The 20,876-nt window shown below is 76.0% G+C and carries 19 protein-coding genes; 7 read left to right on the top strand and 12 right to left on the bottom strand.

What is annotated here, in order from left to right:
* Positions 1-28 precede the first annotated feature (28 nt).
* The gene (locus F1C15_RS15255) at positions 29-1,465 is read right to left on the bottom strand and encodes an amidase (RefSeq protein ID WP_185232203.1); all 1,437 of its coding nucleotides are present in this window, start codon (positions 1,463-1,465) and stop codon (positions 29-31) included.
* 168 nt (positions 1,466-1,633) lie between these two features.
* Here F1C15_RS15255 and F1C15_RS15250 point away from each other — a divergent pair, with 168 nt between their 5' ends.
* The 4 genes from F1C15_RS15250 to F1C15_RS15235 all read left to right on the top strand — a co-directional run bounded on the left by F1C15_RS15250 (position 1,634) and on the right by F1C15_RS15235 (position 6,146).
* Positions 1,634-2,734, top strand: coding sequence for a hypothetical protein (locus F1C15_RS15250; protein ID WP_185232201.1), 1,101 nt, complete (start codon positions 1,634-1,636; stop codon positions 2,732-2,734).
* A gap of 154 nt (positions 2,735-2,888) precedes the next feature.
* Positions 2,889-4,958, top strand: a complete 2,070-nt coding sequence (locus tag F1C15_RS15245; protein ID WP_185232199.1) for a cell wall anchor protein — start codon at positions 2,889-2,891, stop codon at positions 4,956-4,958.
* Between the two features lie 247 nt (positions 4,959-5,205).
* Positions 5,206-5,544 (top strand): multidrug efflux SMR transporter, encoded by a 339-nt coding sequence (locus F1C15_RS15240; RefSeq protein WP_056053831.1) that lies wholly within the window; start codon positions 5,206-5,208, stop codon positions 5,542-5,544.
* Entirely contained in the window at positions 5,541-6,146 is a 606-nt protein-coding gene (locus F1C15_RS15235) for a TetR/AcrR family transcriptional regulator (protein ID WP_185232197.1), read from the top strand. Before F1C15_RS15240 ends, F1C15_RS15235 begins: the two co-directional genes overlap by 4 nt.
* A 204-nt stretch (positions 6,147-6,350) precedes the next feature.
* Here F1C15_RS15235 and F1C15_RS15230 read toward each other — a convergent pair whose 3' ends face one another.
* The 5 genes from F1C15_RS15230 to F1C15_RS15210 all read right to left on the bottom strand — a co-directional run bounded on the left by F1C15_RS15230 (position 6,351) and on the right by F1C15_RS15210 (position 9,859).
* A complete protein-coding gene (locus tag F1C15_RS15230) occupies positions 6,351-6,947 on the bottom strand; it encodes a GNAT family N-acetyltransferase (protein WP_056053824.1) in 597 nt (198 codons plus the stop codon).
* Positions 6,948-6,993: 46 nt separating this feature from the next.
* Entirely contained in the window at positions 6,994-7,692 is a 699-nt protein-coding gene (locus tag F1C15_RS15225) for a uracil-DNA glycosylase (protein ID WP_185232195.1), read from the bottom strand.
* Positions 7,689-8,432 (bottom strand): Type 1 glutamine amidotransferase-like domain-containing protein, encoded by a 744-nt coding sequence (locus F1C15_RS15220; RefSeq protein WP_082514310.1) that lies wholly within the window; start codon positions 8,430-8,432, stop codon positions 7,689-7,691. The genes F1C15_RS15225 and F1C15_RS15220 overlap by 4 nt, the downstream gene beginning before the upstream one ends.
* The gene (locus F1C15_RS15215) at positions 8,429-9,037 is read right to left on the bottom strand and encodes a phosphoribosyltransferase (protein WP_082514309.1); all 609 of its coding nucleotides are present in this window, start codon (positions 9,035-9,037) and stop codon (positions 8,429-8,431) included. Before F1C15_RS15215 ends, F1C15_RS15220 begins: the two co-directional genes overlap by 4 nt.
* Positions 9,038-9,106: 69 nt before the next feature.
* Positions 9,107-9,859 carry a YqjF family protein gene (locus tag F1C15_RS15210; protein WP_185232193.1) on the bottom strand — a complete coding sequence of 251 codons (753 nt, stop codon included), beginning with the start codon at positions 9,857-9,859 and terminating at the stop codon, positions 9,107-9,109.
* Positions 9,860-10,003: 144 nt separating this feature from the next.
* Between F1C15_RS15210 and F1C15_RS15205 the strand changes: the two genes are divergently transcribed.
* A complete protein-coding gene (locus F1C15_RS15205; protein WP_185232191.1) occupies positions 10,004-10,651 on the top strand; it encodes a hypothetical protein in 648 nt (215 codons plus the stop codon).
* Here the strand turns inward: F1C15_RS15205 and F1C15_RS15200 are convergent.
* From F1C15_RS15200 to F1C15_RS15175, 6 genes are all read right to left on the bottom strand, one after another.
* Positions 10,648-11,571 (bottom strand): PhzF family phenazine biosynthesis protein, encoded by a 924-nt coding sequence (locus tag F1C15_RS15200; protein ID WP_255465343.1) that lies wholly within the window; start codon positions 11,569-11,571, stop codon positions 10,648-10,650. The genes F1C15_RS15205 and F1C15_RS15200 overlap by 4 nt on opposite strands.
* Positions 11,572-11,642: 71 nt before the next feature.
* Positions 11,643-12,950: a hypothetical protein gene (locus F1C15_RS15195; protein ID WP_056053810.1), complete on the bottom strand. Its 1,308-nt coding sequence runs from the start codon at positions 12,948-12,950 to the stop codon at positions 11,643-11,645.
* On the bottom strand, positions 12,947-14,359 hold the full coding sequence (locus F1C15_RS15190; protein WP_219731555.1) for a glycosyltransferase: 1,413 nt from the start codon (positions 14,357-14,359) through the stop codon (positions 12,947-12,949). Before F1C15_RS15190 ends, F1C15_RS15195 begins: the two co-directional genes overlap by 4 nt.
* Positions 14,356-15,369 carry a glycosyltransferase family 2 protein gene (locus F1C15_RS15185; RefSeq protein WP_185232189.1) on the bottom strand — a complete coding sequence of 338 codons (1,014 nt, stop codon included), beginning with the start codon at positions 15,367-15,369 and terminating at the stop codon, positions 14,356-14,358. Before F1C15_RS15185 ends, F1C15_RS15190 begins: the two co-directional genes overlap by 4 nt.
* Entirely contained in the window at positions 15,366-16,220 is an 855-nt protein-coding gene (locus tag F1C15_RS15180; RefSeq protein WP_219731554.1) for a glycosyltransferase family 2 protein, read from the bottom strand. Before F1C15_RS15180 ends, F1C15_RS15185 begins: the two co-directional genes overlap by 4 nt.
* Before the next feature lie 909 nt (positions 16,221-17,129).
* Complete coding sequence (locus F1C15_RS15175; RefSeq protein WP_185232187.1) at positions 17,130-17,906, bottom strand: SDR family oxidoreductase; 777 nt, start codon at positions 17,904-17,906, stop codon at positions 17,130-17,132.
* A 191-nt stretch (positions 17,907-18,097) separates the two neighbouring features.
* On the opposite strand from F1C15_RS15175, the gene F1C15_RS15170 reads away from it, so the two are divergent.
* A complete protein-coding gene (locus F1C15_RS15170) occupies positions 18,098-19,426 on the top strand; it encodes a bifunctional o-acetylhomoserine/o-acetylserine sulfhydrylase (RefSeq protein WP_185232185.1) in 1,329 nt (442 codons plus the stop codon).
* A gap of 139 nt (positions 19,427-19,565) precedes the next feature.
* Complete coding sequence (locus F1C15_RS15165) at positions 19,566-20,774, top strand: homoserine O-acetyltransferase (protein ID WP_185232183.1); 1,209 nt, start codon at positions 19,566-19,568, stop codon at positions 20,772-20,774.
* Positions 20,775-20,876 lie beyond the last annotated feature (102 nt).

Raw genomic sequence — 20,876 nt, 5'->3', positions numbered from 1 at the left:
GCCCAGCTCGGGTCACCTCGTGCGTCGATCACCAGACGGAGGGGTGCCTCCGCTGCCAGCGCAGCCGCCGCTCGAGCTGTGCGCCGATGCTCAGCAGCACGTCCTCCCGGCCGGGGCGCCCGATCAGCTGCACGCCCGCCGGCAGGCCGTCGACCTCGCCCACCGGCAGCGTGATCGCGGGCAGTCCCGCCACGTTGACGAAGGAGGTGAAGGGCGAGACGAGGCACTGCTGCTCGAACGCGCGCTCGGGGTCGTCGGCGTCGTACCAGCCGAGCGGCTGCGGCAGCAGGGCGAGCGAGGGCGTGACGACCGCGTCGAACCGGTCGAAGGCCCGCACCACGCTCCGCTCGAAGTCGGTGAGCCCGGCGAGGGTCGCCCCGAGCTCGCGGGCGCCGATCTCGCGGCCGCGCCGCACGAGCCAGGCCGTCATCGGCTCGAGCCGGGCGAAGTCGTCGTCGGTCTCGGCCGGGATGCCCGCGGCGCCCGCCTGCCAGAGGGTGCGGAAGAGCTGCGGGTACCGAGAGGACGGCAGCGAGGCCTCCTCGACCCCGTGCCCCATCGTGGCCAGGAGGTCGACGGTCTCGCTGAGGACGGCGAGGAGGCGCGGGTCGACCCGGACGTCGTAGGCGTCGTCCCACGGGCTGGCCGTCAGCACCCCGAGCTGGTGGCGGCCCTCGCCGCGCACCGCCGACCCCAGCCAGGCCCCGTCGGGTGAGTCGGGCGCGCGCAGCGCGGTGTCGACCCGGGGCGGCCGGCCGTCGGGCGAGACCATCGCGTCGAGCAGCAGGGCCGCGTCGGCCACGGTGCGGGCGATCGGGCCGCCCACCGAGAGGCCGCCGAGGCTCGACAGGCCGGACTGCGCCGGCACGCGACCGCGTGACGGCTTGAGGCCGACGAGCCCGTTCGCCGCGGCGGGGATGCGGATCGATCCGCCCCCGTCGCTGCCGGGAGCGAACGGCAGCAGCCCGGCGGCGACCGCGGCCGCGGCGCCGCCGCTCGACCCGCCCGCCCCGAGCTCGGCACCCGTGCCGAGCCCCCACGGGTTGCGCGTGACCGGGCCCGCGAGCGGCTCGGTGTAGCCGGTGAGGCCGTACTCGGGCGTGCTCGTCTTGCCGAGGCTGACGGCCCCGGCCTCCGACAGCACGGCGGCGATCTCGCCGTCGCGGGCCGCGGGCGTCGACGCCGTGAGCCGCGAGCCGGAGCGGGTGGGCACCCCGGCCCGGTCGTAGAGGTCCTTGTCGGCGAGCGGCAGGCCCCAGAGCGGCGCCGCGCTGCGGCCCGCGGCCGCGAGTTCGTCGGCGCGGCTCCGGGCGGCGTCCGGCGTCACCGTGACGAAGGCGCGCACCTGCGGGTCGAGCCGCTCGATCCTGGCCAGGTAGTGGTCGGCGAGCTCTCGGGGCGTGACCTCGCCGCGGCGCAGCCAGTCCCACTGCTCGTGGGCGCTGAGGTGGTGGAGTTCGAACATCGTCCCGAGCCTACGACCATGCCGCGGCGGGAATGCGGGGTACATCTGAGCATCCTTCGTTGACGAGCGGGGGACGACGGCGTAGAAATGTCGGCACGCGGGATCAACCACCCCGCGGCCGGCCCTCACCAGCCGGCGACTCGACGAAGCGACCGAAGGCGGTGCGCCGTGGATCAGACGGCCGAGACGACGACGCGGCGACCCGCCGCGCTCTCGCTCGTGCGCCTCCTGGTCCTCTCCGGCCTCCTCGCGCTGGCCTTCGTCGTCCTCGCGCTCGCCCTCGCACCGCGGTCGGCCTCGGCCGAGACCGTGCCGTCGCCCTCGCTGCTCGGCGGGACGACGCAGGCCCTCGGGGGCGTGACGGGCTCGCTCGACGCCCCCGTCGCGGCGGTGGCGCAGACGGCCGGAGGCGCGGTGTCGACAGCGACGCAGGTCGCCACCCAGGTCACCGCGGTCGCGCCGCCGGTCCAGCGCGTCGTGCAGGCCGTCGCCCCCGTGGCGCCCCAGGTCGTGCAGCAGGTCGCGGCCGCCGCCCCCGTCAGCAGCGTCGTCGCCCCCGTGGCGCAGACCGTCGACCGCGTCGTCGCGGCCGTCCCGGTCGCGCAGGCCGTCACGGGCCCCGCGCCCGTGGCGACCGTCGTGGCCCCCGTCGCCGCCGTCGCCGATGCCGCCGTCAACACGGTCGCCGACGCCGCGGCCGCCCCGGCTCCCGCCGACGTGCTCGCGCCGCTCGTGCCCGCCCTGCCGACCGTCCCCGCCCTGCCCGTCACGCCGGGCGCGGGCGTCGGGGTCGACGCGGGTCCGACGGCGACCGCCACCGTGGGCGACGTGCTCGGCACCGGCTCCCCCGTCGCAGCCTCCCCCGTCGCCGGCCTCGCCGCGGGCGACCCGGCCGCGACGGCGTCGCTGTCGCCCGAGGCCGCCGACGTCGTCGCGGTCGACGCGGGCACCGCGCTCCGGGCCGCGATCGTGGCGGCGCAGGCGGGCGACCGCGCTTCCGCCGGTGACCCGACCCGCGCCTCCGACCTGCCCCTCGCCCCCGCTCCCGCGCCGCTCCCCGGCCCGTCCGACGACGGCCAGCCCGCCCTGCCCTCCGGCTCGGGCCAGGGCTCGCAGGGCGCCGGCGCGGGCGCCGCGGGCGGGGCCGTCGTGGCCGACGCGACCCGCGCCTCCCAGCTCCCCGCCCTGACGATCACGGCGGGCTCCTCCGACGGCGACGACGACCTCCCGTCGTCGCCCGTGCACGACACCGACAGCTCCCCCGACTGAGGTCGGTCGCGTCGCTCGTGGGCTCCCGCCCACGCCGCGGCCGCTCCTGCTGAGCAGGATGCGGACCCGCCGCCGCAGGCACCGCCTGCCGAGCGACACACGCGACCCTCGCCGCCCCGCGCGGCGCCCACACCTCACCCGTACGGAGAAGACCATGAACAAGCACGTCTCGAGAGGGCTCCTCGGAGCGCTCTTCGTCGGGGGCCTGTGCGCCCTCGGAACCACCGCCGCCCAGGCGGACACCCTCACCGGCGGAGACGACGGGCTGCTCTCGGGCACCCAGGTCGCCGCGGTGGTCGAGGCCCCGGTCTCGGCCCTCGGCACCGCCGTCAGCGTGGTCGGCGACGCGACGTCGTCGGCCCCGGCCCCGGCCGCGCCTGCCGCTGCGGCGCCTGCTGCCGCGGCTCCGGCTCCGGCTCCGGCCGCTCCCGCCGCACCCGCTGCCGCGCCGGTCACGACGACCAGCGGCGACGCCGGGCTGCTGTCGGGCACGCAGGGCATCGTGTCGGTCGACGTGCCGGTCACCGTGACCGACACCGCAGTCAGCGTGGTCGGCGACGCGACGAGCGCGGCGGCACCGGCCACCGCCCCGACGGTGCCGGTGGCACCTGCCCCGGCACCCGCTCCCGCACCCGCCCAGACCAGCGGCGACGACTCGATCGGCGGCGGCAGCCAGGCGCTCGTCGACCTCGACCTGCCGGTCACCGTGGGCGGCACCGCCGTCTCGGTGCTCGGCGACAGCAGCAGCACCGGCGGCACGACCACGGCGCCCGCCGCGGGCCCGACGGGGTCGGCGTCGTCGGCCCCCGAGACCAGCGGTGACGACGGCGTCCTCGGCGGCACCCAGGCGCTGATCGACCTCGACGTACCCGTGACCGTGGGCGGCACCGCCGTCTCGGTGCTGGGCGACAGCTCGAGCACCGGTGCCGACACGGGCAGCGGCACGACGCCTGCGACGGGCTCCGCGCCCACCGCCGGCACGGGCTCGGGCAGCACGACGAGCGGCGACGAGAGCGTCCTCGGCGGCACCCAGGTGATCCCGGTCGTCGGCCTGCCGGTGACCGTCGGCGGCACCGCGGTCTCCGTCATCGGCGACAGCAGCAGCACCGACACCACCACCGGCACCACGCCCATCACCGGCACGGGCACCACCCCCGCGACCGGCGCCGCGACCAGCGGCGACGACGGCGTCCTCGGCGGCACCCAGGTGATCCCGGTCGTGGGTCTGCCCGTCACCGTCGGCGGCACGGCCGTCTCCGCCATCGGCGACAGCAACAGCACCGACACCACCACCGGCACCACGCCCACCACCGGCACCGGCACCGGCACCGGCACGGGCACCACCCCCGCGACCGGCGCCGCGACCAGCGGCGACGACGGCGTCCTCGGCGGCACCCAGGTCGCGCCCGTGATCGGCCTGCCCGTCACCGTCGGCGGCACGGCCGTCTCCGTCATCGGCGACAGCAACAGCACCGGCACCACCACCGGCACCACGCCCACCACGGGCACCGGCGCCGGCACCACCACCGGCGCCGCCACCAGCGGTGACGACGGCGTCCTCGGCGGCACCCAGGTCGTGCCCGTGATCGGCCTGCCGATCACCGTCGGCGGCGCCGCGGTCTCCGTCATCGGCGACAGCAGCAGCACCGACACCACCACCGGCACCACGCCCACCACGGGCACCGGCACCGGCCCGGTCACCAGCGGTGACGACGGCGTCCTCGGCGGCACCCAGGTCGTGCCCGTGATCGGCGTGCCGATCACCGTCGGCGGCGCCGCGGTCTCCGTCATCGGCGACAGCGACACGGACGGGGGCACGCCCGTCGTCCCCACCACCCCGGTGACGCCGACCACCCCGGTCGACCCCACCACGCCCGTCGACCCCACCACCCCGGTCGACCCCACCACGCCGACGGACCCGACCACCCCGGTCGACCCCGGCACCCCGGTCCTGCCCACCACCCCGGCCACGACCGACGAGCCCGTCGGCCCGGCCGCCGTGACCACCGCCACCGGCGGTGTCACGGCAGCGGCGACCACCTCGGCGGCGGGTCGTGAGGCCCTCGCCGCGACCGGCGCCTCCACCACCACGGCCGCCGCCGCGACGTCCGCCCTCGCCTACACGGGCGTCGACGGAGCCGCGACGCTCGCCGGAGCCCTGCTGGCCCTCCTGGCCGGCCTCGCCCTGCTGGTCGCCGCGCGTCGCCGGGAGGCTCGTCGCTGACCGGCCCCCGCCGACGGCGGAGCACCGTCGCCCTCCGGGGCGGCGGTGCTCCGCCGTGCCCGCGCTCCGGCCGACCGAGCCGCGCCACGCCACGCCACGTCACGCCACGCCACGCCGCGATTCACCGCGTCCCCTCCCGCGACAGCCGAGCCACCGACGACCTTTTCTGGTACATTCGTCTCACTCGTGCTCCCTCGCCTGACGCACACGGCTCGGCGGGATCGTCGCACGGCTCGGAGTCACCACCATGGGCTACCTCTTCCTCTCCCTAGCCATCGTCGGCGAGGTCGTCGCCACCAGCTTCCTCAAGGTCACCAGCGGGCCCGACGCGCGCTGGTGGCAGTACGCCGTCGTCGTCGTGGGCTACGTCTTCGCCTTCGCGATGCTCTCGCAGTCGCTCGGACGGGGCGTGCCGCTCGGCATCGCCTACGCCGTCTGGGCCGGCATCGGCGTCGTGCTCGTCGCGCTGATCAGCTGGCTGGTCTTCCACGAGCCGCTGACGCTCCTGCAGCTCGGCGGCATCGTGCTCGTGATCGGCGGCGTCACCATGCTGGAGCTCGGCGGCCGGCACGAGGCCGCCGCGTGACCCGGACCGGCGAGCAGCGGGCCGGCACGGCCGACGAGCCGACCCGCGACTCCCCCGGGGTCGGCCCTCGCGGAGACGCCTCCCTGACGCCGAAGGGCGAGGCGAGGAGGCGCGCCCTGCTCGCCGGGGTCCTGACCGTCCTCGAGGCCGGCGGCCCGTCCGCCGTCACCCACCGGGCGGTCGCCACGGCGGCGGGCCTGCCGCTCGCGGCCGCGACCTACTACTTCTCGTCGCGGGACGACATGCTGCGGAGCGCCCTCCGGCACGCGACCGCGACCTGGACCCGCTCCCTCGACGAGCTCGAGCAGCCCACGCTGGGCGACCTCGCCGAGACGCTGGTGCGCTACGCCGTCGTCGAGCGGGCCGCCGCGGTCGCCCAGTACGAGATGCTGCTGCAGGCCGTGCGCGACCCGGGCCTGCACGACGACGCCGAGGCCTGGTACTCGTCGCTCGAGCACGTGCTCGCCCGGGTCGGCGTCCCCGCCGAGCGGCTGCCGGTCGTCTCGCTCGCCGTCGACGGCCTCATCGTGCGCATGCTCTGGCGCGGCGAGCCGGGCGACGCCGCCGCCACCGAGCAGCTGCTGCGCCGCGTCGTCGCCTGAGGCGCCGGGCCCGGCGCCCGCCGCACGTCCCGCTCCGCAATGCGAGGGACATCCGTCCTCGAGCGACCAGGACGCCCCGCGTCTGCGGCCGACCCGCGCCGATCACTCTCAAATTCGAGAGCACGAGCACGAGCCCGAGCCCGACCAGAGCCCGACCCGAGCCGAGCGGCGGCAGCTACAGCGGCAGCAACGGCAGCCCCAGCCCTACTTGCCGCGGCGCCGCTTCTTCAGCGACTTCTGCATCGTCACCGTGCCGAGCCAGCGGCCGAACTTGAAGCCGACGCGGCCCATGCGGCCGACCTCGGTGAAGCCGAGCGACTCGTGCAGCCGGATCGACGCCTCGGCGTTCTTGTCGGCGATCACGGCGACCATCTCGCGGATGCCGGCCTCGCGGCAGGCCTCGACCAGCGCCTCCAGCAGGGCGCGACCGAGGCCCTTCCCCGTCGACGCGGCGCGGAGGTAGATCGAGCTCTCGACCGTGTACCGGTACGCGGCCTTGCCGCCCCAGGGCATCGCGGTCGCGTAGCCGAGCGCCTCGCCCGCGGGGTTCACCGCGACGAGGAACGGCATGCCGAGCTTCGCGGCCACCCCCGCCTTGCGACGCCAGTCGGCGAGGGTCATCGGCTCTTCGTCGAAGGTGACCGTCGAGTTCTGCACGTAGTGGTTGTAGATCTCGCGCACGTACGGCAGGTCGGCCGCGACGGCGGGGCGGATCTCGAAGCTGAACGCCGGCTCGGGCAGCGGGGCGGGCCGCAGCTCACGCGGCAGCCGCCGCCGGGTCTGGTATTCCTCTTCGAGCACCCGTCCACTCTGGCACGTCGCGGTCGCCCGCCAACAGGGCAGGCCGTCAGGAGGCGGCGGCCGGCTCCGCGGGCAGGGCCCAGTCGACCGGCTGCCCGCCCTGCTGCACGAGCAGCTCGTTCGTGCGGCTGAACGGCCTCGACCCGAAGAACCCCCGCGACGCGGACAGCGGGCTGGGGTGCGGCGACTGCACGGTGGGCACCTCGCCGAGCATCGGGACGAGGCCGGCCGCGTCGCGCCCCCAGAGGATCGCGACGAGCGGGCCGCCGCGGGCCGCGAGCACCTCGATGGCGCGCTGCGTGACCGGCTCCCAGCCCTTGCCGCGGTGCGACGCCGCCTCGCCGGGCCGGACGGTCAGCACCCGGTTGAGCAGCATGACGCCGTTCTCCGACCAGGAGGTCAGGTCGCCGTGCGCGGGCACGGGCACCCCGAGGTCGTCGTGCAGCTCGCGGTAGATGTTGGCGAGGCTGCGGGGCACCGGCCGCACGTGCGGGTCGACCGCGAACGACAGGCCGATCGGGTGGCCGGGGGTCGGGTACGGGTCCTGACCGACGACGAGCACGCGGACCTCGTCGAGCGGGTAGGTGAACGCCCGGAGCACGAGCGCGCCGTCGGGCAGGTAGCCGCGCCCGGCCCGCACCTCGGCACGGAGGTACTCGCCCATGTCGGCGACCTCGTCGGCGACCGGGTCGAGCGCCTCCGCCCAGCTCGGGTGCACGAGGTCGCGGAGGGGGTGAGCCGTCACTCGACGCCCAGGGTGCCGACCGAGACGCCGACGATCTCGCCGTCGTCGTCCGTCTGCGGCTCCACGCGCCAGACGTTGCCCGTGCCGAGCACGGCGAGCGCGCCCTCGCCGACCACGAGGGCCGTGTGCTCGTCGATGGCGACGCCGCCCCGCACGAGGCCGGCCTCCGTCGCCGCGACGAGGCGCGTGAGGGTGCCCCACTGGGCGGCGTGCACGTCGATGGCGAGGTCGACGAGCCCGAGCCCCTCGCCCAGGGTCACCTCGCCGAGGCCCTCCGCGGCGTCCTCGGGGCAGACGGCGACGTCGCCGATCAGCCAGCCGCCGAGAAGGGCCCGGTCGGCGGCGATCATCGCGCCGGCCGAGAAGCCGAGGTAGGGCAGGCCGTCGGCGACGAGCAGCCGCACCTGGTCGATCAGCGGCGTGACCGACTCGAGGTAGGCCGGTGTGAGGCCGCCCGCGACGACGAGGCCGTCGACGTCGCTGAGCACCCGGGTGTCGAAGGCCGCGCCGGCCTGGACGACCGTGACGACGGCCTCGCAGCGCCCGCCGTGCGCGATGAGGGCCGGCCAGCCGGTGACGAACTCGTCGCCGGGCGATCCGTCGGCCACGACGACCAGCACGGCGACGCGGGGCACGGCGCGGCCCAGGGCGGCGCCGCGCACGGCGGCCTCGGCGACGAAGGGCTCGTAGATGTCGGGGGCGTCGGGCGACCAGCCGCCGCCGACCAGGTGGATGCTCATGCCTCGCGGCTCACCGTCGCGTCGCGGGTGACCGGGGGCAGGGCGCTCCACGGGAAGGTGATCCACTGCGCCGTGCGCTTCCAGACGAAGTCCGGCTCGAGGATGGTCTGCGGCTTGCTGTAGAGGCAGACGGTGCGGACCTCGTCGGCGACCTCGGCGAGCAGGTCGCGCACGAGCGCGAGGGTGCGGCCGGAGTCGGAGACGTCGTCGACGACGAGCACGCGCTTGCCGGCGAGCGACGGGGCGTCGAGGGTCGGGGGCAGCAGCACGGGCTCCGGCAGGCGGGCGTCGACGCCCGTGTAGAACTCGACGTTGATCGACCCGCACATCTTCGTGTCGAGGGCGTACGCGATCGATCCGGCCAGCACGAGGCCGCCGCGCGCGACCGCGACGATCACGTCGGGCGTGAAGTCGGCCGCGACGACGTCGCGGGCCAGGTGGCGGGCGGCGTCGCCGAACTCCAGCCAGCCGAGCACCTCACGGCCGGGGGCCTCCGTCGACGACGCGACGGGCGCCTCCGGCACGGCCTCGCCGACCCCGGCTCCCGGCGCCCCTCCCGCGGGGGGTGCGGCGAGGTCGGTCGGGTCGTCGGGTGAGGAAACCATGCCAGCAACCGTAGTGGGCCGCGCACCCGCGCGCGACGCCCGTCGGGCACCCTCGGCGTCGGGGCACGGTCAGGGCGCCTCCCACCGGCCTCCGGGAGGCGCGAAGACGGTGTCGACGCCGTCCGACCAGAGCAGGGAGTCGGGCGCGCGGTCGGTGACCCCGGGCAGCCCGGAGTCGGCGACGAGCTCGTCGTCGAGGTCCATCAGCTCGGCCCGTCGGAGCGGCCAGGCCCCGTGCGTGTTCGGCCAGTACCTCGTCGTGCCGCCGCGGGCGACGTGCATGCCCCAGCGCGCGGTGAGGAACTCCGCCAGCGGGTCGCCGACGACCTCCTCGTCGGTGGGGCGGACGGCGAGCCGCGTCGACGGCCGGGGCCCGGGGCCGTGGCGGCGGGAGGCGTACTCGACCGTGCCGCCGACCCGGCGCCGGCTCATCGAGGCCCAGCGGTAGGGCAGGCCGAGCGCCGCGTTCGCGGTGACGACGGGCAGCAGCTTCGCGGCCTCGAGGGTGCGGAAGACCACCCCGCGGCGACCGAGGTCGTCGACCGAGTAGAGCCGCACGTTCGTCTCGAGGAAGGTGCCGAGCCACGGCACCGGCGGCAGCGGGCCGAAGGCGCTGCGCGAGAGCTCGAACGGGATGAGGCCGACCCACGTCGAGCCGTCGTGGACGTCGGGGCGCGTGCCCGGCGGCAGCAGCGGCGCCACGCGCTCGGGCTCGACACGCCAGTGGGCGAAGGCGAGGCCGCCCCAGTGCTGGCTGATCACCGGCGCCCGCAGCAGGTCGGGCGCCACGGTGCTGACGGGGGCGGGCTCGCGAGCGGTCATGGCGCCACGATACGGACGACGCCTGGGCGGCCCCGTGGGTAGGGTCGACGGACCGGGAGCGCGGAGGGCGCCGACCACCGCCCGACCGCCGGTCGGACCGCCGCCCGACCGCCCGTCCGCCGACCACCCGAGGAGGCCCGCCCCGTGACGACCGGACCGAGCGCGCGCCGAGCCGACCCGAGCCCGCTCGAGCGGGCCGTCGACGAGGGATTCCTCATCATCCGCGCCTCGCTCGTGGTCGCGACCGCCAACCAGGTCATCCGCCGCGCCCTGCAGGAGCGCCTCCCCTTCGACGAGGAGGTCGCCACCGGCTTCGTCCGCGCCGAGATCGACCGCCTGACCGAGGAGCAGCTCGAGGGCGCCCGCCGCCTCCGACGGGTCCGTCGCCGCACCCACCGCTCGTACGGCCAGTCACAGCACCAGTTCGACTACCGCGTCGACGACGTCGACGCCCTCCGCCTCCGCGAGGCGACCCACAAGGCACTGGTGAAGGAGCTCGGCCGGGCGGGCCGCGACGACGCGTTCGTCGCGGCCGTAGTGGACGCCGCGCGGGCCCGTGCGTGGGACGACGTCGGCAGCACCGTCGTCGACCGGATCGGCTGGGCGGCTGCGCCGGCCCCGGGCTACGACGAGGGCCGGGACGAGCGGCTCCGCGACCTGCTCGACATCGACCTCGCCGGCCTGGCCGAGCGCCACGACGAGCTCGGCGGCCCCGCGGGAGTCGGGCCCGCCGACCCGACGGAGACCGGCGAGGCGACCGAGACCGGCGCGCCGACGGAGACCGGCGCCTAGCTCGCCGGCCCCGCCCCCGCGGCCCCGTCGTCGATCCGCACGCCGCGGCCCGACACCACGACGCCGCCCGTGGCCGGCACGAGCACGTCGAGCACCCCGGGCCGCCCCACGTGGGCGCCCTGGTGCACGCGGACCCTGGCCGGAGGCACGACCCTGCCGGAGGCGCGGAGCCAGCCCCCGAGGGCGGCCGCGGCCGACCCCGTGGCCGGGTCCTCGACGAGCGTGCCCACCGGGAAGGGGTTGCGGGCCTCCAGCACGAGGGTGCCGTCGTCGTCGACGCCGAGCTCGTGGACGACGGTGACCGTGCCGGCCCAGCCCTGCTCGTCCATCAGCGGCCGGAGCGCACCCGCGTCGACCACGAAGCCGTCGAACGCCGCGCGGTCGACGACGGGCAGCACGGGGTGGAGGTTGCCGGCCCAGGCCGCCAGCACGGGCCGGGAGGCGTCGAGCTCCGTCCCCCGGAGTCCGAGCACCGCGAGCAGCCGCGCGAGCACCTCCGGCTCCAGCGGCTCGACGCGCGGCTCGGGCGAGGTGAACGACGCCCGCGCTCCCCCGTCGGGCTCGACCGTCGTCTCGAGGGGCACCGGGCCCACGGCGGTCTCGACGACGACCCGGCCCGGCCCGTCGCGCTCGGCGAGCGCGATCGCCGTCGCGACGGTCGCGTGGCCGCAGAAGGGCACCTCCGCCACGGGCGAGAAGTAGCGCACCCGGTGGCGACGCCCGTCGCCGTCGAGGTCGGGCCCGACGACGAAGGCCGTCTCGGCGTCGCCGACGGCGAGCGCCGTCGCCTGCATCTCCGCATCGGTGAGGCCGCGCGCGTCGAGCACGACCCCGGCGGGGTTGCCGCCGGCGGGGTCGGCGGAGAAGGCGGCCCAGCGGGCCACGGCGCGGTCGGAGGTCGAGGTCGGTGCGGGGGTCACCCGCCCATGGTGCCGGGGAGGCGCGGTGCGCGTCGAGCGCCACCCGCGCCTCCCCGGCCTGGTCGCCCCCGTCAGGAGCCCGGCGCGCCGTCGATCAGCGAGAGCGGGTCGGCGACGAACCGCGCCAGGGCCCGGTCGACGACCCCGCGGTCGAACACGTTGTCGTTGTAGGCGACCGCCACCTGGAGGGCGCCGTCGATGACGGCGATCTGCACGGAGAGGTTCTCGGCCGGCACGGGGTGCACGGTGTAGCCGAGCTCCGCCGCGCGGCCGTCGCGGACCCAGGGCAGGCCCTGCATCGTCCGGGCGACGCCGAGGTTGCTGACGACGAGGTGGCCGCGCGCGTGGGCCGGCGCCGTGGCGGGCACCCTGCGGTCGCCCGGGCGGACGGCCTCCTTGACGGCACCGGCGACGAGGGCCGCGAGGGGCCGGCCCGACGTGACGGTCTCGTGGATGCTCTCGTCGACGGCGAGGAGGTCGTCCACCCCGGTGACGGGCACGCCCGTCACGAAGTTGCCGGTGGTGTCGACGCCGGCCGGCAGGTACTGGCGGACGTCCCAGACGAGCTCGCTCTCGGCGGCGAGCCGCACGCCCTCCCGGACGAACGCGGCGCGCAGCGCGACGATCACCGCGCTGGAGAAGGCCACGGGGTGCGGCTGTGCCCGGAGCCAGCGCCGCAGCTCGGTGAAGGTCCGTCGGTCGCCCCGGCCCCAGGCCACGGCGGTGGAGGGAGCCCACGCGACCTGCTCGCGCTCCTGCACGACCCCGGTCGGCACCGTGGGCACCTGCACGCGCCGGGCGCGCAGCAGCGCCGGCACCCGGGCCGGGTGGCGCAGGTACGTGGCGGCGACGGCGCGCCACAGCGGGTGGCGGACGCCCTCAGCGCTGAGCCAGGCCGGCATCTCGCCGCCGGCGGCGAGGTCGAGGAGGGCGGCGGGCAGCCGCGAGGTGAAGCGTGCGTCGACGACCTGGTGGTCGTAGATCATCAGCAGCCGCTCGCCCGAGACGATCACCTGCAGAGGCAGGGCGTCGTCGATCATGCCGACGAGGTGCTCGAGCACCTCGTCGGGCGCGAGGTCGTCGCCGAGCGGCGGGATCTCGCTCACCATCCGCTCGCAGAGCTCACGCTGGGTCTCGGGGGTCCAGGCCCAGTCGCGGCGGTCGGCCGCCACGAGCCCGAGGCGCGCACCGGGCCCGAGGGAGACGACGCGGTGCAGGGCGGCGACGAGGGCCGCCCGCGGGGGCAGCACGAGCGGTCCCATCACGCCGAGCACGTGCGCGCCCGCGGCGAGGCGGTCGACGGCGGAGATGGGCAGGGTGCGGCGACCGCCCTCGGCGGGGGTCGCGGCGCGGAGCGCGGGCACGGTCATGGCGGTCACGAAGCTGCCCCCGCGACGGTCGGCAGCGGCGCGTGCGTCGGCACCGGCGTCGGGGCCGCGACCGGTGTCGCGGCCGCCCCGGGCGTCGGCGTCGCGGCGGCCACGGGGGCCCGCACCGGGCGCATCGTCGACGCGCCGTCCCAGCGCTGCCGCAGGTAGAGCAGCGGCCCGCGGGCGACCCCGGCGAGCTCGACGCGGGCGGTGCGACGGAGCTCACGCTCCAGCTCGGCGTCGGCCGGGGCCGTGCTCACACGGGAGGTCGTGGCGGAGGCGGTGCCCGCCCTCCCCTTGGCGAGGAGGGCCGCGACCGCGTGCGGCGCGCGGCGGAGCGCGGCACGCCGCGTGCGCCCGTCGAGCGCCACGCCGGCGAGCCAGGCGCCCAGGCCGGTGCCGTAGCCCGCCGCCTGGACGCGGAGCGCGGCCAGGTCGGCGCGGTGCCGGTGCCAGACGAGGGCCGAGGGCTGCACGGCGAGGGCGTGCCCGGCGAAGAGCACGCGCGTGAAGACGTCGAGGTCCTCTCCCCCGGCGGTGCGGGTGCCGACGCCGAACGCCGTGTCGAAGCCGCCGAGCGCGAGCGCGACGTCGCGGCGGAGGGCGAAGTCGGCCCCGGTGCCGAACGCACCGACCGAGAAGGGGAAGGTCGGCAGGTCGGCGGGCTGCTCGTCGAGGCGGAAGACGCGCGGCGAGACGTTCCGCGACCACGAGACGCGGTCGTCGAAGGAGCGCTGCACGGGGGTGCGGAGCTCCCCGCTCGCCACGAGGCCCGTCACGCAGGCCACGTCGTCGGCCCGGGCGAAGCCGTCGCAGAGGCCGAGCAGCCACCCGGCGTCGACCACGACGTCGTCGTCGGTGAAGGCGACGACCTCGCCGGTCGCGGCGCGGAGGCCGGCGTTGCGGGCGCCGGAGAGGCCGGCCACCGGCTCGACCACGTACCGCACGCGCGGGTCGTCGAACTCGTCGGCCACGAGGTCGCGGGTCGCGGAGGTCGAGGGGGCGTTGTCGACCACGACGACGTCGAAGGCCGGGTGGTCGAGGGCGAGCACCGACGTGAGGCAGCCGCGCAGCTGCTCGGCGCGGTCACGCGTGCAGACGACCACCGTCACGGTCGGGAGCCCGCCGGCGGGCAGGGCCACGGGGCGGGGCGTCGCCGCGAGGTCGGCGGCCTCCGAGCGAACGAGGTCGATCGAGACGTGGTCGTGGACGACCGGCACCTCGACGACGCCGAGCACCTCGCGCCCGTCGCGCACCAGCAGGCGCGCGGCGGGGTGGCCCTCCGCGTCGACGAGCCGCAGGTCGTCGACGTCGGGCCGCGCGAGGTCGGCCACGTCGACCGCGCCCACCCACAGGGCGCCCGACCAGGTCGGCACCGCGGTGCTCGCCATGGGGCGCGTGAGCGAGAGGGCGGTCACGAGGCGACCTCGGCGACGGCGGGTCCGCCCGGGGAGGCGGCGGTCGCCTCCTCGAGGAGCGCGCGGCCGACCGCGGGGTCGTGGGGCGCGAGACGGGCGCGGCGGAGCGTGCCGGCGGCGTAGCCGAGGACGGTGGCGACGACCACCGTGAGCAGCACGCCCGCGCGGCCCGCGCCTCCTCGACCCGTCTGCCCGAGCTCGCGGACGAGAGCGGCGGGCACGACGCGGCGCAGGTAGTCGGACTCGCTCGAGAGCGCGTCGCCGGCGCCGACCTGACGGCTGAGGGCGGCCTTGGAGAGGCCCTCGCTCCAGCCGCGACGACGGGCGTAGACCCAGGTCACGCGCGGCAGCGTCACGTGGTGGCGGACGTCGGCGCGCGGCTCGAGCACGATGCGGGCCGAGGGGTCGGCCTGCCGGATGCGGATGCAGAGCTCCGTCTCCTCGCAGCCGAGGGGCACGGTGCCGACCCGACCGGTGTCGAGGTTGAATCCGCCGACGGCGACGACGGAGGCGCGGCGGAAGGCCATCGAGCAGCCGATCACGTTGCGCACGTCGGCGGTCGTCGTCGGCAGGCCGCGGTGGCTGCAGCCGACGACCCACAGGGCCTCCGGCGGGTAGAAGGCGCGGGCGTCGTCGGGCCACCGCGGGGTCGCGTGGCCGCCGACGCCGACGACGTCGGGCTCCGAGAACGGCGCGAGGAGGTGCTCGAGCCAGCGGGGGTCGGCCGCGGCGTCGTCGTCGAGGAAGGCGACGACCTCGCCGCGGGCCGCGGCGACGCCCGTGTTGCGGGCGCCGGACAGCCCCTGGCGGAAGCGGTTCGGCACGACGACGACGTCGCTCCAGCGATCACGGCTGCGCGCGAGCAGGGCGTCGCTGTGGTCGATCACCAGGACGACCTCCGTCGTCTCCGGCAGACGGCGCACCGACTCGACGCTGGCGAGCAGGTCGTCCCAGCGCTCCTCGGTGTAGGCGCAGACGACGACGGAGACGGTGACCGGGGCGCCGGTCACGCGACGTCCCGGCGCGCTCCGGTCCGGACGGAGCCGGTGCCCGTCGACACGAGCTCGGGGGCCGGGGCCGCCGCGGCGCGCATCGAGGCACGACGGGCCGACGCGGACGGGCGACGACGACGCTCCTCCAGGATGACCCGGAGCACGCGGAACCCGTCGGTGACGGCGTTGAGGTTGCTCGAGCCGTGGATGCGGAGCTTCTCGATGCTCGGCACCTCGACGATGTCGTAGCCCAGGGCGGCGGTGCGGCAGTTGAGGATCGTCTCGATCTCGAAGCCGTCGCCGTTGTGCATCTGGCCGTCGGCGCGGGGCGCGAGACCGCTGGGCAGCAGCTCGAGGCTCGGGACGATGCGGGCCCAGAACGCGTTGTAGCCGTAGCAGAGGTCGGTGTAGCGGGTGCCCAGCAGGAGGTTCGTGAGGGCGTTGAGCCCCCAGTTGCCGAGCGCGCGGAAGCGCGTGATGTCCTCGCTGCCGCCCCCCTGCACGAAGCGGCTGCCCTTGGCCACGTCGGCGCCGGCGACGAGCGCCTCGACGAAGCGGGGGATCTCGGCGGGGTCGGCCGAGCCGTCGGCGTCGAACATCACGATGACGTCGCCGGTGGCGGCCTCGAAGCCACAGGCCAGGGCGTTGCCCTTGCCCTTGCGGGTCTGGTGGACGACCTTGATGTCGGGCATGACGCGCACGGCCGTCGCGACGGTGTCGTCGACCGAGTGGCCGTCGACGAGGATCACCTCGTGCACGCTGGGCAGCATCGGGAGCACGATCTCGAGGTTGCGGGCCTCGTTCCGGGCGGGGACGACGACGGAGATGCGGGGCTGAGCGATCGAGGGCAGGGGTGAGACCGGGTTCACGAGGGGGGTCCTTGCGTGGGTGAGCGAACCGGCAGGTGGGGTGGCCTGCGGTGGAGAGCCGGCGACTCGGGGTTTTCGGGTCCGTCGAGCCGGGCTGGGCGGGCCGATCGAGTTTCGGGTTCGATCGGCGCCGCTGTCGGGTGAGCACCAACATACGCGCCTGGCGACGACGCGCAAGCACCCCCACCCGGTCGTGTCGAGGGGTGATCCGTCGCCGTCGGGGCGTCGCGGCCGACACCTCCGCGGCCGTCCCCCGATACCGGTCGGTACCCGATGGCGGACACTGCGTGTCCCCCGAACTGTCCCCCCACCAGCCGACTCCCAGGTGCGACGTCGCAGCCCCCGGGGCCTCCTCAGCGGTCCACGAATAGGATCGCGAGACACCAGACGGGCGCCCCGAGCGTCCGCCCGAGCCCCCCGGAGAGACCACCGTGACCGCTGATCGCCCCGAGCCTGCGGCCCTCTGCGTGTGCGGGCACGCCCTGGAGGCCCACGAGCACTACCGCGCCGGGACGGACTGTTCGCTCTGCCCGGCCGGCGCCTGCCGCCGCTGGCGACCCGCCCGACGCTGACGGAGGGTCGCCCCCGTCCCCCGTTCTGATCCGAGGGCTTCTCATCTCATCACGCCCGTGAGTCCGCATCTAGGGGGACACGGTCGGCCCTGACGCCCCTCGGACGGGGGTCGCAGCGGCCCCGAAGGGGGCCGCTGGTCCCGCGGACGGGGGCCACCGTGCCCCCCGTTCTGGGGGATGCTCGAGACTGACGGCGGCGGGTCGGCTCACCCGCTCCTCGCCCGACTCACCCCCCGCACGAGGCTCCCGGGCGCCCGACGGACCGATCGAGGGGCCGTCCGAGCGACCGTCCGAGCGACCGCTCCCGGTCGGCGAGGCGGTCGGCGAGGACGAGCCGTCAGGGGCGACGGACGGCCAGGGCGCCTCGGGCGACGCGGTGCGGCGCGGCCTGCGCCACCGGCTTGACGGTGACGAGGTCGAGGTTGACGTGGCTCGGCAGCTCCATGGCGTGCACGATCGACTCGGCGACGTCGTCGGCCGTGAGCGGCCCCGGCACGTCGGCGTAGACGGCGTCGGCCCGCGCCTGGTCGCCGCCGAAGCGCACGAGCGAGAACTCCTCCGTCTGCACCATCCCCGGCGCGATCTCCACGACGCGGATGGGCTCCCCCGCCAGCTCGAGCCGCAGCACGGCCACGAGAGCGTGCTCGGCGAACTTCGACGCGTTGTAGCCGCCGCCGCCCTCGTACGCGACGTGGCCCGCGATCGAGGTGACGGTCACGACGTCGGCGACCCCCGCCTCCTCGGCGCCGTCGCGCAGCGCGGGCAGCAACGCCGCCGTGACGCGCTTGGTGCCGAGCACGTTGACGTCGAACATGCGCTGCCAGTCGTCGACCGAGCCCGCCTCGACGCTGTCGAGGCCGAACGCCCCGCCGGCGTTGTTCACGAGGGCGTGCAGCGGCCCGGTCGCCTCGACGTGGGCGCGGAGCGCCGCGACGTCGTCGTCGCTGGTGACGTCGGCGCGGAACCAGGTCGCGCCCGTCTCGTCGGCGAGCGCGCGGAGGCGGTCCTCCCGACGGGCGACCGCCAGCACGTCCCAGCCCCGGCCGCGCAGCAGGCGCACCGTGGCCTCCCCGATGCCCGAGCTCGCCCCGGTCACCACCACTCGTCCCGCCATGTGCGTCTCCTTCTCTGCCGTGCCCGCCGCCCACGGTCGCGGGACGGCGCCCTCCGACGCTACCGCCGCCCGTCGGGGCGCGCGCCGGCACCCGTTACGCCCCGTGTCCGGGCGGTCCCGGCGGGCGCGGCCCGTGTCGTACCGTGGCCCCACCGCGACCCGAGCAGCACCGACCGACGCAGGAGACCACCGTGACCGACCAGAGCGACTGGAAGTTCGAGACCCAGCAGATCCACGCCGGGGCGCGACCCGACCCGACCACGAACGCCCGGGCGACGCCCATCTACAAGACGACCTCGTACGTCTTCCGCGACTCGCAGCACGCCCAGGACCTCTTCGCCCTCGCCGAGAGCGGCAACATCTACTCGCGCATCATGAACCCGACCCACGACGTGGTGGAGCAGCGCATCGCGACCCTCGAGGGCGGCAGCGGCGCCCTCCTCGTGGCGTCGGGCCAGGCGGCGTCGACGTTCGCCGTGCTCAACATCGCCCAGGCGGGCGACCACATCGTGTCGTCGTCGTCGATCTACGGCGGCACCTACAACCTCTTCAAGTACACGCTCGCGAAGCTCGGCATCGAGACCACCTTCGTCGAGGACCAGGACGACGCCGACGAGTGGCGCCGGGCCGTCCGCCCGAACACGAAGCTCTTCTTCGCCGAGACGATCGGCAACCCGAAGATCAACATCCTCGACATCGAGCTCGTCGCCGAGGTGGCCCACGCCGAGGGCGTGCCGCTGATCGTCGACAACACGATCGCCACCCCCTACCTGATCCGCCCCTTCGAGCACGGCGCCGACGTCGTCGTGCACTCGGCCACGAAGTTCCTCGGCGGGCACGGCACCGTCATCGGCGGCTTCATCGTCGACGGCGGCACCTTCCGCTGGAGCGAGCACGCCGAGCGCTTCCCCGGCCTCACCGAGCCCGACCCCTCGTACCACGGCGCCGTCTACACGCAGGCGGTGGGCGATGAGCTGGCCTACGTGGTGAAGGCGCGCGTGCAGCTGCTCCGCGACCTCGGGTCGTCGAACGCCGCCGACAGCGCCTTCGCCCTCATCCAGGGCATCGAGACGCTCAGCCTCCGCATCGAGCGCCACGTGCAGAACGCCCAGGAGATCGCCGAGTGGCTCGACTCCCGCGACGACGTCGCGGCCGTCTGGTACGCGGGCCTGCCGACGAGCCCCTGGTACGCGGCGGCGAACAAGTACGCGCCCCGGGGCGTCGGCGCCGTCCTCTCGTTCGAGCTCAAGGGCGGGGTCGACGCGGGCCGTGCGCTGGTCGACTCTCTGCAGCTGTTCAGCCACCTCGCCAACATCGGCGACGTGCGGAGCCTCGTCATCCACCCGGCGTCGACGACGCACTCGCAGCTGACCCCCGAGCAGCAGCTGACCACCGGCGTCACGCCGGGCCTCGTCCGGCTCTCCGTCGGCATCGAGTCGGTCGACGACCTCAAGGCCGACCTCGAGGCCGGCTTCGCGGCCGCGCGGCGGACGACGCAGGAGGCCCTGCGGTCGTCCTGACCCGCTGAGCCCCGCAGGGAGGCGCGGTGCCCGGGCCAGGGCACCGCGCCTCCCGCGCGTCCCCGCACCGCAGCCCCTCCCGGGCCCCCGACGTCACGAACGGGCGGCGCCCGCCGACCACCCCCATGATGGAGACGACATGGACTGGCAGAGCACATCAGAGGACACCGTCCCGTCGAGCATCGTCTCCGAGCGTCACCGCCTGGCGATGCTCGGCAAGCCGCCGGCCACCGGCGCGTGGCGTGACGGCGACGACCCCGGGCACCGCTCCTTCGTCACGCTCGGCGACCTCCCGCTCGAGAGCGGGGGCTCGCTCGCCCGGACGCGCATCGCGTACGAGACCTGGGGCGAGCTCGACGCCGACCGCGGCAACGCCGTGCTGCTGCTGCACGCGCTCACCGGCGACAGCCACGTGGTCGGGCCGGCCTCGACCGGCCACCCGACGGCCGGGTGGTGGAACGGCGTCGTGGGCCCCAGCCTCGCGATCGACACCGACCGCTGGTTCGTCGTCGCCCCGAACATGCTCGGCGGTTGCCAGGGCAGCACGGGCCCGTCGTCGTTCGCGCCCGACGCCGTCGAGTGGGGGTCGCGGTTCCCCCACCTGACGATCCGGGACCAGGTGGAGGCGCAGGTCGCGTTCTCCGACGCGCTGGGCGTCGAGCAGTGGGCCGCGGTCGTCGGCGGCTCGATGGGCGGCATGCACGCCCTGGAGTGGGGCGTCGGCCACCCCGACCGCCTCGAGCGCCTCGCCGTGCTCGCGGCGCCGCCGCTCGCCAGCGCCGACCAGATCGCTCTCAACACGGTGCAGGGCGAGGCCGTCAAGATGGACCCGGGCTGGCGCGACGGCGACTACCACGACGCCCCCGACGGCGAGGGCCCGTACCGCGGCCTCGCGCTCGCGCGGCGCATGGCCCTGCTCAACTACCGTTCGCCCGACGAGCTCAACGCCCGCTTCGGCCGTGCCTGGCAGAGCGAGGTGAGCCCGCTCGGCGGGCCGGGCCGGTTCCAGGTCGAGAGCTACCTCGACTTCCACGGCAACAAGTTCACGCGGCGCTTCGACGCCGGCAGCTACGTGACGCTGCTGGGCGCGATGAACTCGCACGACGTGGGCCGGGGGCGGGGCGGCGTCGAGGCGGCCCTGGCCCGGGTCTCGGCGCGGGCGCTCGTGCTCGGGATCGACAGCGACCGCCTCTTCCCGGTGGCGGACCAGCGGACCATCGCGCGCCTCCTGCCCCACGGCCTCGACGGCGGCGACGCGGCCGTGATCTCGAGCGAGTTCGGCCACGACGGCTTCCTCATCGAGAACGCGGCGGTCGGGGGGCACCTGCGGCGCCTGCTCGAGACCTGAATCGGGCTCGTCCCTCGGCGCGTCGCGCGCGCTACCACCCCCACGGGTGGTCCGGGTGTGAAAACATGGTGAGGTCGCTGTCACCCGGCAGGCCTCCACGAC

Origin of the sequence: Frigoribacterium sp. NBH87 (genome assembly GCF_014217665.1) — a bacterium.
Classification (GTDB): Bacteria; Actinomycetota; Actinomycetes; order Actinomycetales; family Microbacteriaceae; genus Frigoribacterium; species Frigoribacterium endophyticum.
The sequence above is the reverse complement of the archived record's forward strand: the minus strand, read 5'-3'. Positions and strand labels throughout refer to the sequence as shown.